Source organism: Actinocorallia longicatena, from assembly GCF_039534125.1.
Lineage (GTDB): Bacteria > Actinomycetota > Actinomycetes > Streptosporangiales > Streptosporangiaceae > Actinocorallia > Actinocorallia longicatena.
The window spans coordinates 32,202-45,704 of record NZ_BAAAUV010000003.1 but is presented as its reverse complement, the minus strand read 5'-3'; the positions used below and the strand labels follow the sequence as shown (position 1 = coordinate 45,704).

At 70.9% G+C, this 13,503-nt stretch carries 18 protein-coding genes; 9 read left to right on the top strand and 9 right to left on the bottom strand.

All coding sequences use genetic code 11. The features are described from left to right. Nucleotides 1-3: 3 nt before the first annotated feature. Nucleotides 4-795 (bottom strand): hypothetical protein, encoded by a 792-nt coding sequence (locus tag ABD785_RS05885; RefSeq protein WP_344822993.1) that lies wholly within the window; start codon nucleotides 793-795, stop codon nucleotides 4-6. After that, nucleotides 789-1,352 (bottom strand): hypothetical protein, encoded by a 564-nt coding sequence (locus ABD785_RS05880; protein ID WP_344822991.1) that lies wholly within the window; start codon nucleotides 1,350-1,352, stop codon nucleotides 789-791. The genes ABD785_RS05885 and ABD785_RS05880 overlap by 7 nt, the downstream gene beginning before the upstream one ends. A 193-nt stretch (nucleotides 1,353-1,545) precedes the next feature. Between ABD785_RS05880 and ABD785_RS05875 the strand changes: the two genes are divergently transcribed. The 3 genes from ABD785_RS05875 to ABD785_RS05865 all read left to right on the top strand — a co-directional run bounded on the left by ABD785_RS05875 (nucleotide 1,546) and on the right by ABD785_RS05865 (nucleotide 3,111). After that, the gene (locus ABD785_RS05875; protein ID WP_344822989.1) at nucleotides 1,546-2,259 is read left to right on the top strand and encodes a hypothetical protein; all 714 of its coding nucleotides are present in this window, start codon (nucleotides 1,546-1,548) and stop codon (nucleotides 2,257-2,259) included. Nucleotides 2,260-2,324: 65 nt separating this feature from the next. Continuing rightward, nucleotides 2,325-2,678, top strand: coding sequence for an STAS domain-containing protein (locus ABD785_RS05870; protein WP_344822987.1), 354 nt, complete (start codon nucleotides 2,325-2,327; stop codon nucleotides 2,676-2,678). A gap of 97 nt (nucleotides 2,679-2,775) precedes the next feature. Further along, a complete protein-coding gene (locus tag ABD785_RS05865; RefSeq protein ID WP_344822985.1) occupies nucleotides 2,776-3,111 on the top strand; it encodes a hypothetical protein in 336 nt (111 codons plus the stop codon). Here ABD785_RS05865 and ABD785_RS05860 read toward each other — a convergent pair. Then, on the bottom strand, nucleotides 3,108-4,055 hold the full coding sequence (locus tag ABD785_RS05860) for a D-isomer specific 2-hydroxyacid dehydrogenase family protein (RefSeq protein ID WP_344822983.1): 948 nt from the start codon (nucleotides 4,053-4,055) through the stop codon (nucleotides 3,108-3,110). The genes ABD785_RS05865 and ABD785_RS05860 overlap by 4 nt on opposite strands. A 149-nt stretch (nucleotides 4,056-4,204) precedes the next feature. Between ABD785_RS05860 and ABD785_RS05855 the strand changes: the two genes are divergently transcribed. Next, nucleotides 4,205-4,420, top strand: a complete 216-nt coding sequence (locus ABD785_RS05855; protein WP_344822981.1) for a helix-turn-helix domain-containing protein — start codon at nucleotides 4,205-4,207, stop codon at nucleotides 4,418-4,420. A 129-nt stretch (nucleotides 4,421-4,549) separates the two neighbouring features. Here the strand turns inward: ABD785_RS05855 and ABD785_RS05850 are convergent, their stop codons facing one another. Then, nucleotides 4,550-5,197 (bottom strand): TetR/AcrR family transcriptional regulator, encoded by a 648-nt coding sequence (locus ABD785_RS05850; protein ID WP_344822980.1) that lies wholly within the window; start codon nucleotides 5,195-5,197, stop codon nucleotides 4,550-4,552. 111 nt (nucleotides 5,198-5,308) lie between these two features. Between ABD785_RS05850 and ABD785_RS05845 the strand changes: the two genes are divergently transcribed. Beyond that, a complete protein-coding gene (locus ABD785_RS05845) occupies nucleotides 5,309-6,700 on the top strand; it encodes an MFS transporter (protein WP_344822978.1) in 1,392 nt (463 codons plus the stop codon). Here the strand turns inward: ABD785_RS05845 and ABD785_RS05840 are convergent. From ABD785_RS05840 to ABD785_RS05830, 3 genes are all read right to left on the bottom strand, one after another. Then, on the bottom strand, nucleotides 6,697-7,341 hold the full coding sequence (locus ABD785_RS05840; RefSeq protein ID WP_344822976.1) for a hypothetical protein: 645 nt from the start codon (nucleotides 7,339-7,341) through the stop codon (nucleotides 6,697-6,699). The two genes, ABD785_RS05845 and ABD785_RS05840, sit on opposite strands and share 4 nt — an antisense overlap. Then, entirely contained in the window at nucleotides 7,335-7,841 is a 507-nt protein-coding gene (locus ABD785_RS05835) for a hypothetical protein (RefSeq protein ID WP_344822974.1), read from the bottom strand. The genes ABD785_RS05840 and ABD785_RS05835 overlap by 7 nt, the downstream gene beginning before the upstream one ends. 74 nt (nucleotides 7,842-7,915) lie before the next feature. Further along, a complete protein-coding gene (locus tag ABD785_RS05830) occupies nucleotides 7,916-8,977 on the bottom strand; it encodes a M48 family metallopeptidase (protein ID WP_344822972.1) in 1,062 nt (353 codons plus the stop codon). A 131-nt stretch (nucleotides 8,978-9,108) separates the two neighbouring features. On the opposite strand from ABD785_RS05830, the gene ABD785_RS05825 reads away from it, so the two are divergent. Then, complete coding sequence (locus tag ABD785_RS05825) at nucleotides 9,109-9,738, top strand: cysteine--tRNA ligase (protein ID WP_344822970.1); 630 nt, start codon at nucleotides 9,109-9,111, stop codon at nucleotides 9,736-9,738. 16 nt (nucleotides 9,739-9,754) lie between these two features. On the opposite strand, the gene ABD785_RS05820 is transcribed toward ABD785_RS05825, so the two are convergent. Then, nucleotides 9,755-10,552 carry a class I SAM-dependent methyltransferase gene (locus tag ABD785_RS05820; RefSeq protein WP_344822968.1) on the bottom strand — a complete coding sequence of 266 codons (798 nt, stop codon included), beginning with the start codon at nucleotides 10,550-10,552 and terminating at the stop codon, nucleotides 9,755-9,757. Between the two features lie 117 nt (nucleotides 10,553-10,669). Here ABD785_RS05820 and ABD785_RS05815 point away from each other — a divergent pair, with 117 nt between their 5' ends. After that, nucleotides 10,670-11,542, top strand: a complete 873-nt coding sequence (locus ABD785_RS05815; RefSeq protein WP_344822966.1) for a crotonase/enoyl-CoA hydratase family protein — start codon at nucleotides 10,670-10,672, stop codon at nucleotides 11,540-11,542. 12 nt (nucleotides 11,543-11,554) lie between these two features. On the opposite strand, the gene ABD785_RS05810 is transcribed toward ABD785_RS05815, so the two are convergent. Beyond that, nucleotides 11,555-11,803, bottom strand: coding sequence for a putative acetyltransferase (locus ABD785_RS05810; protein ID WP_344822964.1), 249 nt, complete (start codon nucleotides 11,801-11,803; stop codon nucleotides 11,555-11,557). 112 nt (nucleotides 11,804-11,915) lie between these two features. Between ABD785_RS05810 and fdxA the strand changes: the two genes are divergently transcribed. Together fdxA and dapC are read left to right on the top strand one after the other, a co-directional pair. Continuing rightward, nucleotides 11,916-12,236, top strand: coding sequence for a ferredoxin (gene fdxA / locus ABD785_RS05805; RefSeq protein ID WP_344822962.1), 321 nt, complete (start codon nucleotides 11,916-11,918; stop codon nucleotides 12,234-12,236). 72 nt (nucleotides 12,237-12,308) lie between these two features. Then, nucleotides 12,309-13,388 (top strand): succinyldiaminopimelate transaminase, encoded by a 1,080-nt coding sequence (dapC, locus tag ABD785_RS05800; RefSeq protein WP_344822960.1) that lies wholly within the window; start codon nucleotides 12,309-12,311, stop codon nucleotides 13,386-13,388. The last annotated feature ends 115 nt before the right edge of the window (nucleotides 13,389-13,503 follow it).

Genomic DNA, 13,503 nt, shown 5'->3' with positions numbered 1-13,503 from the left:
CGGTCAATCGGATTCGGCTTGGATCTCGTCGATCGGGAGGTCGACGAACGGGATGGGAGGTCCCGAGGCGTGATCGGGGAAGACGCCGTTCTGGGGTCCGTTCGGGCAGCCGACAACGCAGATCCACTCCACCCGCCAGTGCAGCGTGGCGGTGATGTGGTGTGCTTCCGCGCCTTCGTGCACCGAGGAGTACTTGAAGGTGTGCTCGCAGGGTTCGCCGGCGGTCGTGCCGAACTCTCGCCCCGCCCCGACGCATTTGACGGGTTCGCCGCCATCTTCGAAGAAGCTCCACTCGATGTAGGTGAGGTGGGCTTCGGCATGGATGGTCTGGGGCTGGACGCCTTCCGGCGCTCCGACGGAGGCGTCGGCGGTGTACGCGTTCGTCTCGATGTTCCTGTCGATCCAGAACGAGGTCTTCACCCGGACGAAGGACTTGTTGGGCGGTGCGCTGAGAAGTTCTGGATTCGGGAAGTCGATGTTGTCCCGGGCCTGCGCGGCGGTCTGCCAGGGGTCCGCGGCTGGCGCGTCCGCGTCCTCGGGAGCGACGACGATCTGCCCGTTCTCGTCGCGGGGGACGGGGTCGGGTTCGCCGTCGCCCCCACCGCCTCCTCCACCCCCGCCGCCGCCTCCTCCGCCCCCGCCGCCACCGTTCTCGCCTTCGGCTCCGCACTCGTACTGGTCCGGATTGGTGAAGTCACAGGGAGCGGCATGGGCGTTGACGGGGGCCAAGGGAGACGCGACGAGAGCGAGCGCGGCGAGGGCGGCCAGGAGAGGGGTCTTCGTTCTGGTCAGCATCGCTTTCCCTTCCGAGCTTCAGCGATCTTCCATTGGGTTCCATCCCAGAGGAAGCGAGCCTGGTAGATGTAGGTGCTTCCCCGGGAGATGCCGAGACGCTTTCCGGTCTTGGCAGAGAACCTGGCGACGCCGATCGTCCGGACGCAGTCCAGGACCACGACCGAGGTGCCGTCCGTTGTCTTGGACGCGACCTTCGGGTTGTAGGCGTTGTTGAAGCGCCAGATGACGCCCTTCCGCGCCTGTTCGTCGACGTCCTCGGTGATGATCGTCAACAGGGGATCCATCGCCAGAGCGGGGAGGCCGGAGGCATCGGCTGTGGCGTAGGCGTTCTTGTAGGCGTCCTGGAAGGCGCGGTAGCGGTCAAGAACGTTGCTGTTGATCTGAGCGCTGCTGTAGGGCGGAGTCGAGGAGGTCGCGGTGGCGGCGGGGCCGAGGGGCGGGGCGAGGGTTCCGGCGGGGTGGAAGGTGCCGGGGTCGCTGGGGGAGGAGCAGGAGAGCAGGAAGGGGGTGAGCAGGAAGGAACAGGCGTAGAGGGCGGTGTTCCTGGGGTTGGTCATGGCTCGGGCTCAATCCTGCGTCGCGGGATAGTGCGCAACGAGAAAGCGTACTCATGTGGGTGATCCGGGAAAAGGTTCACGTCAGAACCGTTATCGCCCAGGCCGGAGTGGATCGCGTCGTTATTTCTCGGACAGGCCCTAGAGGGGGCCGGGGGTGACGGGGGAGACTCCTTGTTCTGAGGAAGGGGTCTTCATGGTCAACGGGGTCAGGCATGTGCTCGGGGGGATCCTCGGGATCTTCGCCGTGCCGCTGGTGCTGGGGCTGGCGGCGTGGGGGAGCTCACGGATGCAGGAGTCCATCTCCCGGAGCTTCGGGCGGGGGGATCAGGATCCCGAGCTCATCCTGGGGATCCTCGCACTCGCCGGGGCGGGTCTGCTGGTGGGGATCGCGGTGAACGCCCGGGTCTCGCCGTTGGCGTCGCTGGTGCCCGGGACGGTGTTCCTCGCTCTGGGGCTGTGGCTGGCGTTCGACTTCAGGAACGCCTTCAAGCTGGTCGACGACCTGGGGCCGGACTGGATCCGGACCAGGATCCTGGGGTTCTCCGCGTCCGGGATGCTGCTGGTTCTGGGGGTGCTGCTGCTGGTCGCGAGCGTGTCGCCGCAGAGATGGCGCGCGAGGCCGGCGGCCGTCCGGCCCTATGGAGGGCCGCCGGCGCCCTACGGGGCCGGGCCCCAGGACGGGCCGTCGCCCTACGGGCCGCAGGACGGGCCGTCGCCCTACGGGCCGCAGGACGGGCCGTCGCCCTATGGGGCGCGGGAGGGTGGCGGGTTCGGGGGTGGAGTGCCGGGGCCCTATGGCGGGCAGCCTGGAGGTGGGGACTCGCCGGGATCCGGCGGGGAGCCGCAGGGGCCCTACGGCGGGCCGGAGCCGGGGCCGTTCGGAGGTCAGCCGCCGTATCGCGCATAAAAGCCGTGAGGAGGGATACGGCACATCTGATTTGTCTCTGATCGGCTCACATGTGGAGGGTGGCGATGGTGAAAGCTGAGGAACGGTTGCGTCTTGATCATTATGAAGAGGAGGGCGTCACCGTCGTCAGCCCGGCCGGTGAGGTCGACGTCTTCACCGCGCCGGTGCTCCGGGAGTTCCTGCTGGGGCTGCTCGACGACGGGATGCGGAAGCTGGTCGTCGATCTGACGGCCGTGTCCTTCCTCGACAGCACCGGCCTGGCGGTCCTGGTCGGCATCTGGCAGCGGCTGCGGAACCAGGACGGGTCGTTCGCGCTCGCCGCGGCCAACCCGCGGATCGCCCGGGTGCTGCGCACGACCAGGCTGGACCAGTCGCTCCGGCTGCACGAGACCGTGCGCGAAGCGATCGAGTCCGCCTGAGCCGTGGATCCGCCCGGGCTTCGAACTGGCGTTCGGGTGTGTAATGCGGTAAAACCGGACACGTGTTCGAACGTGTCCGCAGCTCAGAGTCGCCGTCATGCCCGTTCCGCCGGTAGTCCTCTACCGGATGGCGCGTGGTCCCGCCTACCTGCTCTCCTGGGGCAGGAGGCCGGACCGCTCCTGGTGGGCGCAGCTGCTGTGGATCGAGCTGACGGGTGAGGGCGGCTGGCGCGGCTCGCGGGCCTGGGTGGATGCCTCGGACGTCTCCAGGATCCCCGGCCAGGACTACCGGGCCGTCCCGCGCGAGAACCTCGCCGAGCACCGCGAGAACCGCGATCTGACCGACCCCCGCGACCCCGGCAGGCTGAGCCGCGCCGCCGACCGGGCCCGTTTCGAGTCCCGCCGCGCCGCGCCCCGCGAACCCGACTTCTAGTAACCGGTGGCCGGGTCGACGACGCCTTCCAGGGGAGCGCCGGCGGCGAAGGCGGCGACGTTGCGGGTGACGCGTTCGCAGAGCATCTCGGCGACGTAGACCGAGGAGTCGGCGTTGTGCGAGGTGATCAGGGCGGTGTCGCACGTCCACAGGGGGTGGTCGGCGGGGAGCGGCTCGGGGTCGGTGACGTCCAGGCCGGCCGCGGAGATCCCGCCCGTCCGGAGGGCCGTCACGAGGGCGTCGGTGTCGATGTGGGGGCCGCGGGCGACGTTGACGACCACCGCGTGGTCCGGCAGCAGGGCCAGTTCCGGGGCGCCGACGATGTGACGGGTCTCGGGCGTGAGGGACAGGGCCACGACCAGGACGTCCGTCGAGGGCAGGGCCGCGTGGAGATCGGTGATGGGCGTGGTGCCGGGGATCGGGTCCGGACGGCGCCGCAGGATGTTGATCCGGCAGCCGAACGGCCTGAGCAGGTCGACCAGGTCGCCCGCGATGCCTCCGCCGCCGAGGATCGTCACGGTCCGGCCGTGCAGGGAGCGCGGGTTGATCGACAGCCAGGAGCGGGTCCTGGCCTTGCGGGTCACGTCGCGCAGGCAGGCCAGGATCAGCATCAGGGCGTGCTCGCTGACCTGCGGGGCGAAGGATCCCTTGGCGCAGGTGAAGACCGGCGGGAGCGCGAAGGCCGGGGCGAAGTGCTCGACGCCCGCCCAGGGAAGCTGGACCCACCGGACGGCCGGATGATCGTTCAGCAGCTCGATCAGCGGCTCGGGCCCCCCGGGGAGCAGCCAGACCAGGCCCTCGGCCTCGGCCGCCGGGACGACCTTCCCGCCGCCCTCGGCGACGGCCCCGGCGACCTTCTCGCGCAGCGCCGCCAGGTCGACGTCCGTGCTGCGGCCGACGCCTGCCAGCGCGTTCTCGGGGGCAATGGCGATCTTGACGGTCATGTTCACCAGTCTGTCCTGAAGGAAAAAAACCTACAAATCCGTACTGATTGACTGCCATCCGTGACGGAAGTCTCCCCCCGACCGTAGCAAGTGCGATCTTCCGGAGTTACTGTGATCTAGACGAGCGAACCACCATGGATGGAGGCGTCATGTCCGAAGCCGTGAAGAAGGGTGAGCGTCTGACCGGTGACCGCCGGGACCAGCTTGCCAAGGATCTGGCCGCCAAGTACGCGTCCGGCCAGAGCATCCGTCAGCTGGCGGCGGAGACCGGGAGGTCCTACGGGGCCGTTCACCGGCTCCTCGTGGACCACGGTGTGAACCTGCGCAGCAGGGGCGGAGCCCGCCGAACGGCGAAGGCTTCCTGACGAGCAGGTCCGGGCGGGCGCTTCCGCGGAGCCGCCCGGACCGCTCCACTGCCGTGAGATCCCCACCAGGGTCCGCGGTCCGGTGCCCGACGGCCCCATGACCACAAGTCCGGGGCCGTCTCGCCTTTCTCAGGGCTCCCGGGCCGCCATCGTCTCGATGCTCGCCATGATCAGCTCGACGCCGTACCCGTAGTAGTCGTCGAGATCCGGACGCTCCACGAGCTCCTCGCTGTAGGCGTTGAGCAGGGGGAAGACCGTGCTCGGATACCGGCTCAGGCCCAGCCGCATCTGGTGCAGCCAGGCGCCGGGGTCGACGAGCTGCTGCGCGACGGGGCAGGGCTGGTTGGCGACCAGCGCGCACGACGCCTGGAGCAGGTAGGACGCCACCTGGTAGGCCCGTCCGAGCGGGAAGCCGCCCCGGGTCAGGAACGTCAGCGCGGCCTCGGTGGCCCTGGCGAAGTTCTCCGACCGGATCTTCTCGGTGAGCTGGAAGAGCTCCGGCATGTAGGGATGGGCGCGCAGCCCGGCGACCAGGGCGTCGACCTGGCCGCGCACCCCGGCCAGCCATGGATCGGTGCCGAGGTCGACGCAGACGTCGGCCATCAGCTCGTCGATCATGCCGATGAACAGCAGATCCTTGTTCTTGAAGTGCCAGTAGAGCGCCATGGGCGTGACGCCCAGCTCCTGTGCCAGCCGTCTGATGGTGACCGCGTCGAGCCCCTCGGCGTCGCCGAGCCTCAACGCGCTCTCGACGACCGCCTCCCTGGTGAGTGCCATCGCCCGCGTCACCTCCCTGATCTGGACGACTTGACAACTATACGCCGTACAAGTTCTGATGTACGTCGTACATGTACACCGTACAAGTACGTCGTACAGGAGGGATTTCCGGTGAACCGCTGGGTCGCCTTGGGGGCCGTCGCCCTCGGCACGTTCATGACTTATCTGGACAACAACGTCGTCAACGTCGCGCTGCCGTCCATCCAGCGCGACCTCGATCTCTCGATCTCGGGCCTCGAGTGGATCGTCAGCTCCTACATCCTCGTCTTCGCCGGTCTGCTGATGGCGGGGGGCAGGCTCGCCGACGTCTTCGGCGTCCGGAACACCTTCCTGGGCGGGCTGGCGATCTTCACCGCAGCCTCGGCGCTCGCCGGGATCGCGGGCAGCCCGGAGCTCCTGATCGGGGCGCGCGCCGTGCAGGGTGTCGGGGCGGCGCTGCTGGCGCCGGCGGCGCTGTCGGCGATCGCCGCCCTGTTCACCGAGCCCGCGGAGCGCGCCAAGGCCATCGGCCTGTGGGGCGGGACCGGGGCGCTGGCGCTGGCCCTCGGCCCGCTGATCGGCGGGGTGCTCAGCGAACACGCCTCCTGGGGGTGGATCTTCCTGATCAACGTCCCGTTCGGCGTCGTGACGGCCGTCCTCGCCGTCCGGCACCTGCCCGCCGACTCCGGCTCGCGCCGCCCGGTGGACGTCCCCGGGCTGCTGGCCTCCTCGGTCGGCCTGTTCGCCCTGACCTTCGGCCTGATCGAGGGCGACGGTCACGGCTGGGGCTCCGCGCTGATCATCGGCTCGTTCGCGGTCGCCGCGGTCGCCGCCGCGCTGTTCGTCCTCGTGGAACTCCGGTCGGCCGACCCGATGATCGACCTGCGCCTGTTCCGGAAGGTCAGCTTCAGCGGGGGCCTGCTGATCACCGGGCTCTGGGCGTTCGGCGTCTTCGGGATCTATTTCTTCCTCACCCTCTACCTGCAGAACGTCCTGGGCTTCAGCCCGACCGAGGCCGGTGCGGCGTTCGTGCCGCTCGCGCTGGTCATGGCCGTGATGGCGGCGGTCTCCGACCAGCTCGTCAAGCGGATCGGCGCCGCCGTGACGGTCGCCGTCGGCATGGGCCTGATGGGCCTGTCGGTCGGCTGGATCTCGACGATCGGCGCGGACGGCGGCTACCTCGACCTGCTCGCCCCGTTCCTCGTCTACGGGATGGGCGCGGGGATGCTGATCCCGCTCACCGACGTGATCATCAGCGGGGTCCCGGCGTCGGAGTCGGGCATCGCCAGCGGCATGCTCAACGTCTCGCGCGAGGTCTTCGGCCTGCTCGGCGTGACGGTCCTCGGCGCGATCCTCTCGGCCCGCCAGACCGACCAGACCCCCGCCGCCTTCCTGGACGCCTACCAGTTCACCCTGGTCGTCGCCGGAGTGATCGTCGCCCTGGCGGTCCCCCTGGCCCTGGCCACCCTCCGCCGCCGGCAGGTCGCCGAGTCCGTCCCGGAGCCGGAGCCGGTGGCTGTCTAAGGACCGGTCACCGTCTGGACCTCGTGGACGGTGATCGTGGTCCGGCCGGTGGAGGGGAGGGGGCCGATGTCGCCGGATCGCCGGTCGCATCGGCCCTCGCACGTCCAGGTGAGGCGGTACTCGACGGTCGCGGTCACCTCGTAGGGGGTGGGGGAGGAGCGTTGCCAGGTGTGGAAGCAGGGGCCGTTCCGGGAGCCGGGCGAGGAGCAGACCTCGTCGCCGTCGCCGAGGTCCCAGCGGATCCGCGTGGGCCGTCCGCGCAGGACGACCGTCTGGCCGCCCGCGCTCGCCGACGCGCGGACCGGCCGCCACGCGCTCCTCTGCACCCACAGCGCGGTCGGCACCCGCACCCAGGTCACCGGCGCGGAGTAGGTGCGGGGGCGGGGGAACTCCAGCTCCAGCCCGGCGACCGCCATCTCGACGACGTCGCGGGTGGACACCTTCGGGACGGGCACGAGCGTCGTCGCGCAGATCCGCTCGGTCTTCGGGCAGCCGATCAGCTCGACGGGCCGCACCCCGCCCTTGTGCGGGCGGCCGTGGCCGGGCCGTTTGCCGCCCGCGGTGACCAGGCAGTGCAGGGAGGCCACCGAGCAGGAGGCGGGCGGCTCGGCCGCCGCCGCAGGCAGCAGCAGGATCAGCATCGGCGCTCCAGCAGCTCCAGCCCGACGACCTTCCAGCCGCCGTGGTCCCGCAGGGTCGCGTGCAGCAGCCCGCGCTCCCTGACCGGCCGCGCGGGGAGCCTGCGGCCCGTCCCCGCGTCGTAGGTCGAGAACCCGGAGGCGGTCACGCAGTCGAGCACCTCGGCCCGTCCCCGCCGGATCCGGACGATCCTCGGATTCAGCGCCGAGTGGCTGCGCCGCACCACCCCCTCGCGGCCCTGCCGCTCGACCTGGGCGATCAGGTTCCCGGCGACGGGCGGTCCCGCCACCGAGGCGATCTCACCCGGGTCGTTGGTGGCCAGCGCGCTCTCGAAGACCCGCTGGAACTCCCTGTAGGCCGCCAGGACCGAGCCCCGGCGATCATCGGCCGCCGGGGACGCCACCGGCGCCGCGGGGGGCGTACCGGCCGGCCTGAACTCCTCCGCCCCGGCCGCGCACCCCGTGAGGAGGACGGCCGCGAGCAGCCCGAACGCTTCGCGCATGGCCGCAGCTTAAAGCCCTCTTGACCAGCGGAACATCACCCTGGGAAACAATATGGTAACGCGAAGTCACATTATCAGGCCAGAAGGTCCAGCAAAAGCGGCGACGGAGCCGCCCCCTGCTCGAACGGTGAGATCAGGGAATGCACATCGATCTTGTCGAAGGCGGGCCCGGTCAGCAGATGCTGCTGGAGCAGGATCTCGGGCCGGTAGCCGCGCCGGTGCAGCGCGTCGGCCAGCAGCGGACCGAGGCTCCGCACGACGGGGAACAGGTCGGGCGACTCGGCTCCGCAGCGCCGCAGGAGCTCGGTCGCCCGGCCCCGCCGGACCAGGTCGAGGACGTGCCCCCCGCCCATCCCGGCGACGGTCTCGCGGATGCGCTGGGCGCACGCTGCGATGGCGGTGTCCCACACGCCCTGGTCGGCGGTGTCGAAGGTGACGGCCCGCAGTCCCGCCCCGGCGACGGGGACGGAGCCGAACGGGATCAGATGACCACTGGGCGCCGGGGAGGCCGTGCGGGCGGCCGTCAGGCGCTCGGCCAGCAGCTTCGCGAAGGCCGCCTCGACCTCGACGCCCAGCGGGCGCAGCGGGACGGGCCGCACCCCGGGCGCGGGCGGCGGAAGCGCGGGACTGCCCAGCAGCGCCGTGACGCGCCCCGCCAGCTCGGGCAGGGGGAAGCGGTCCCGGTCCTGCCGGAGGGTCCAGCGCCAGGCGTCCCACAGGTCGACCGGGTACCAGCCCTCGGCCGCCAGCGGGCTGACGTACTGCAGCACGAACCGCTCGAACGTCAGCGACAGGTAGGAGCCGTGGACCAGCGCCGCCGCGACGGACTCCGGCGAGACGACCTGGGCGACCAGGGCGTCCGCCGCCGGGACGTTCGCGTGCAGGTGCACCAGCTCGTGGGCGATCACCGCGGCCAGCTCGTCGGCCGGCAGGTCGAGCACGTAGGGGAGGCCGAGCAGCAGGCGTCCGGGGGCGGCGGCGACCTCGGGCACCGGGTAGATCTCGATCCGCCGGGGGGCGGGAACGCCGAGCCGCGCGGCCGTGTCCTGGACGAGCATCCAGAGGTCGGGCTGGCTCTCCGCGGTGATCGGCAGGGCGACCTGTGCCTGCCCGAATCCTGGCGCTGTCTTCATCATCAGAGCGGCAGGCTACCAACCGGTAAGGACAGCCGGCCGGGGATCCGCCCGGTGGCGGGGAGGGGTGGCGAGCGTCACGTCAACCCCGGGGGCCCGCCGGGTGTCGGGCGCGGCCCGCCTAGGGTGGGGGCATGCTGCGCCTCTTTGAGACCCGGACCGGACAGGTCGTCGGAGTCCGGCCCGGGCCCCTCAAACTCTATGTCCAGCAGCCGGATGACCTGCGCGTCTGCCTCACCGCGGACCTTCTGCGCCGCCTGGCCCCCCGGTTGCGCCGCCGCACCCTCACCACAGCAGCTCACGACGTTGATCACACCCCCTGGAACATCCCCCCGCTGCACGGCGGGGACCCGTTGCCGGGGTCGCTGAGTGTGGGAAACGTCACGTCCGCAACGGAGGTGGCCGTCGCGGAGTGGACGGCGCCACCGGGTGATCCGCTGGCGGTGCGCCTCCTGCTCCTCTCGGTTCACTACCGTGCGGAGGCCCGGATCGGACCGGAATCCCTCGCCGGGGCCGAATCCCGCCTCGACGCCTGGCGCCGCGACATCGCCCGCTGGGGGACCACAACGGCCCGGCCCCTCCACCAGCCGACGGCCGACCGCGCCATCGCCGCCCTCTGCGAGGATCTCGACGCCCCGGCGGCCCTGGCCGTCCTCGACGATCTCGCCGCCTCCGACCTGGAACCGGGCGCGAAGTTCGAGACGGCCGTCCACCTCGATCTGGTCTTCGGCCTCGACCTGGTCCGCGACCTCGGCAAGTACTGATCCGGGCTGGGCGGGCTCAGATCGCGCCGAGGAGCGGCATCTCCTGGACGGGCTTGCCGTTGGCCTTGCGGACGGCCGCGAAGCGGAGCCGGACATAGTCGGCGACCCAGCCGGACTCGCGGCGCAGCGCGGGCGCCGCGAGGGTGTTGACGCGCGACAGGACGGGCTCGATCAGCTCGGAGGGGACCCCGGCGAGCGGCGCGGCGGCGAACAGCCGGACCCAGTCGGCGGCCCCGTCGGGGGCGTCGGTCATCCGGGTCGGACGGTCGAAGTACTCCAGCAGCCTGACGGTGAACCCGGCCTCCTCGAGACGGGTCGCGTAGTCGGCCGGGGTGGGGAAGTACCAGGGCAGCTCGGGTTCGGGCAGGTCGTAGTCGCGCCAGGCGGTCTGCATCGCGGCGATCAGCTCGGCGCAGTTGCCGGCCCCGCCCATCTCGGCGACGAACCGCCCGCCCGGACGGAGCGAGGCGTGCACCCGCGCCAGGACGGCGTCGGGGTCGCGGGCCATCCAGTGCAGTGCCGACATCGAGATCACCGCGTCGTAGCGGTCGGCGACGGTGAAGTCGGCGGCGTCCCCGACGGCGAAGGACAGCTCGGGGAACTGGGAGCTCGCCTGGGCGATCAGATGCGGGTTCCCGTCGAGGCCGAGCGGCTCGGCGCCGCGCGCGGCGAGCTCGGCGGTGAGCATCCCCGCGCCGCAGCCGAGGTCGATGATCCGCTCACCGGGCTGCGGATCGAGCAGGTCGATCAGCGGTGCGCCATGGGCCGACACATACCCGAAGGCGGAGTCGTAGGTGGCGACGCCCCAGTTCATGAAGCGAAGATATCCGACTATTCCCCTCCTGCGGGGGCTCGGGGGCCCACCCGTTGCGGCTCTGCCTAGAATGACTTTCTAGAATCTGGCTCACCAATCTTCAGGCGCGGAGGCATCATGGGCTACGAGCAGATCACCTACGCGGTCGAGGACGGGATCGCGACGGTCACCCTCAACCGCCCCGACCGCATGAACGCCTACACGAACGTCATGCGGGCCGAGATGATCGACGTCTTCGACCGGATCGACGCCGACGACGCCGTCCGCGCCGTTGTCGTCACGGGGGCGGGCCGCGCCTTCTGCGCCGGGGCCGACCTGCAGAGCGGCGGCGAGACCTTCAACAAGGACGCCAGCGACGACATGTTCGGCGACGACCTCCTCGAGGACGGCAACCCGCGGGACGGCGGCGGCACCGTCGTGCTGCGCATCGCCGCCTGCCTGAAGCCCGTCATCGGCGCGATCAACGGTGCCGCGGTCGGCGTCGGCATCACCTTCACCCTGCCGATGGACGTCCGGATCGCCTCCGGCAACGCCAAGTTCGGGTTCGTCTTCGCCCGCCGCGGCATCGTCGCCGAGGCCGCCTCGTCCTGGTACCTGCCGCGCGTCGTCGGGATCTCCCAGGCGATGGAGTGGGCGATGACCGGCCGCGTCTTCCCCGCCGCCGAGGCCCTCGAAGGGCGGCTGGTCTCCCGGATCGTCGAGCCCGAGGACCTGCTGCCCACCGCCTACGCGCTGGCCCGCGAGGTCGCCGACAACACCTCGGGCGTCGCCGTCGCCGCGATCCGCCGCCTCATGTACGCGGGCCTGTCCGCCGAGACGCCCTGGCAGGCCCATGCCGCCGACTCCCGCCTCATGGCCGAGCTGGGCGCCGCGCCCGACGCCGCCGAGGGCGTCACCTCGTTCCTGGAGAAGCGTCCGGCGGTGTTCCCGATGTCGGTCTCCAAGGACCTTCCGCGCGTCCCGGAGTTCCCGAAGCACCTCGAGAACTGACGGAGCGTCACGTCAGGCGGTGCGCGGCCGGCGGGGCGGCATCGGCGGGACGACCTTGCCCGCGGCGAGGACGGACTCGGCGATCGTGACGATCTCGTCGGTGCGCCTGCGGACGGTCAGGGTGCCGTCGGACCAGGATTCGAGGATGCCGACGACATCGCTGTACTCTCCCGTGGGCAGACGTCTGCGCAGCGAGACCCGCTGGCCGACATCGGCTGGCGTGACCGTTACGACGAGCTGTGCGGCGAAACGGGATGACAAGGGGCACCCCCACGTCGAAATGAATACCCGGCGCCAGCAATACTATTGCCCACATGCTTACGGTGAGCCGTGGCTGACGGCTAGGGCCGGGAAGTTCTGAGAGGAGTACGGCGTGACCTACGTCATCGCGCAGCCTTGCGTGGACGTTCTCGACAAGGCCTGCATTGAAGAGTGCCCGGTCGACTGCATCTACGAGGGCCAGCGCCAGCTCTACATCCAGCCCGACGAGTGCGTCGACTGCGGTGCGTGCGAGCCGGTCTGCCCCGTGGAAGCCATCTACTATGAAGATGACCTCCCGGAGCAGTGGAAGGACTTCTACAAGGTCAACGTGGACTTCTTCGAGGAGCTCGGTTCGCCGGGCGGTGCCTCCAAGGTCGGCAAGATCGAGCGTGACCACCCCATCGTGGCCGCGCTTCCGCCCCAGGGCGAATAGCTTCACACGTCTGGACCTCTCGGCCGCGACCCCTCGGGGCGCGGCCGAGAGGCATGTCAGGAGGAGGAACAGATGCTGCTGCCCGATTTCCCCTGGGACCGGCTCGAACCGTTCAAGAAGACGGCCTCCGCGCACCCCGGCGGGCTGGTGGACCTCTCGGTGGGCACGCCCGTCGACCCCACCCCGCAGCTCGTCCGCGACGCCCTCGCGGCCGCGTCCGACGCGCACGGCTACCCCCTGACCTACGGCACCCCCGCCCTGCGCGAGGCGGTCGCCGGCTGGCTGGACCGCCGCCTCGGCGTCGCGGCCGACCCCGCCGCCGTGCTGCCCGCGATCGGCACCAAGGAACTCGTCGCCTGGCTGCCGCTGCTGCTCGGCGTGGGTCCGGGCGACACCGTCGTGTTCCCCGCGCTCGCCTACCCGACCTACGACATCGGCGCGCGGATCGTCGGCGCGACCGGAGTCGCCGCCGACGGCCTGCTGACGCTCGGCCCCGCGACGCCGAAGATCGTCTGGCTGAACTCGCCGTCGAACCCCACCGGGAAGGTGCTGCCCGCCGCCCACCTGCGCAAGGTCGTGGAGTGGGCGCGCGAACGCGGCGTCATCGTGATCAGCGACGAGTGCTACATCGAGCTCGTCTGGGAGGGCGAGGAGCCGGTCTCGATCCTGCATCCCGATGTCTGCGGCGGCTCCCACGAGGGGCTGCTCGCCATCCACAGCCTGTCGAAGAGGTCGAACCTGGCCGGGTACCGTGCGGGGTTCGTCACCGGGGACCCGGCCCTGGTCAAGCGGCTGCTCGAGGTCCGCAAGCACGCCGGAATGATCATGCCTGCGCCCGTCCAGGCGGCGATGACCGTCGCCTACGGCGACGACCAGCACGTCAAGGAGCAGCACGCCCGGTACGCCGCCCGCCGCGCGTCCCTGAAGCCCGCCCTCGAGGCCCACGGCTTCCGCATCGACCACTCCGAGGCCTCCCTCTACCTCTGGTCCACCCGCGACGAACCCTGCTGGGACACCGTCGCCCACCTGGCGTCCCTGGGCATCCTCGTGGCCCCCGGCGACTTCTACGGCACCGCCGGCTCCCACCACGTCCGCATAGCCCTCACCGCGACCGACGAACGCATCGCCGAGGCCGTCACCCGCCTCACCTGAACCGGCGGCGCGCTTCGGCTGGGCGCTCGGCTTGCCCGGTGGTGCGGCTTACCCGGCGAAGCGGACGGTCAGGCAGGGCTCTTTCGGCAGCCCGCCGGGCGATCCTGGCCGGCCG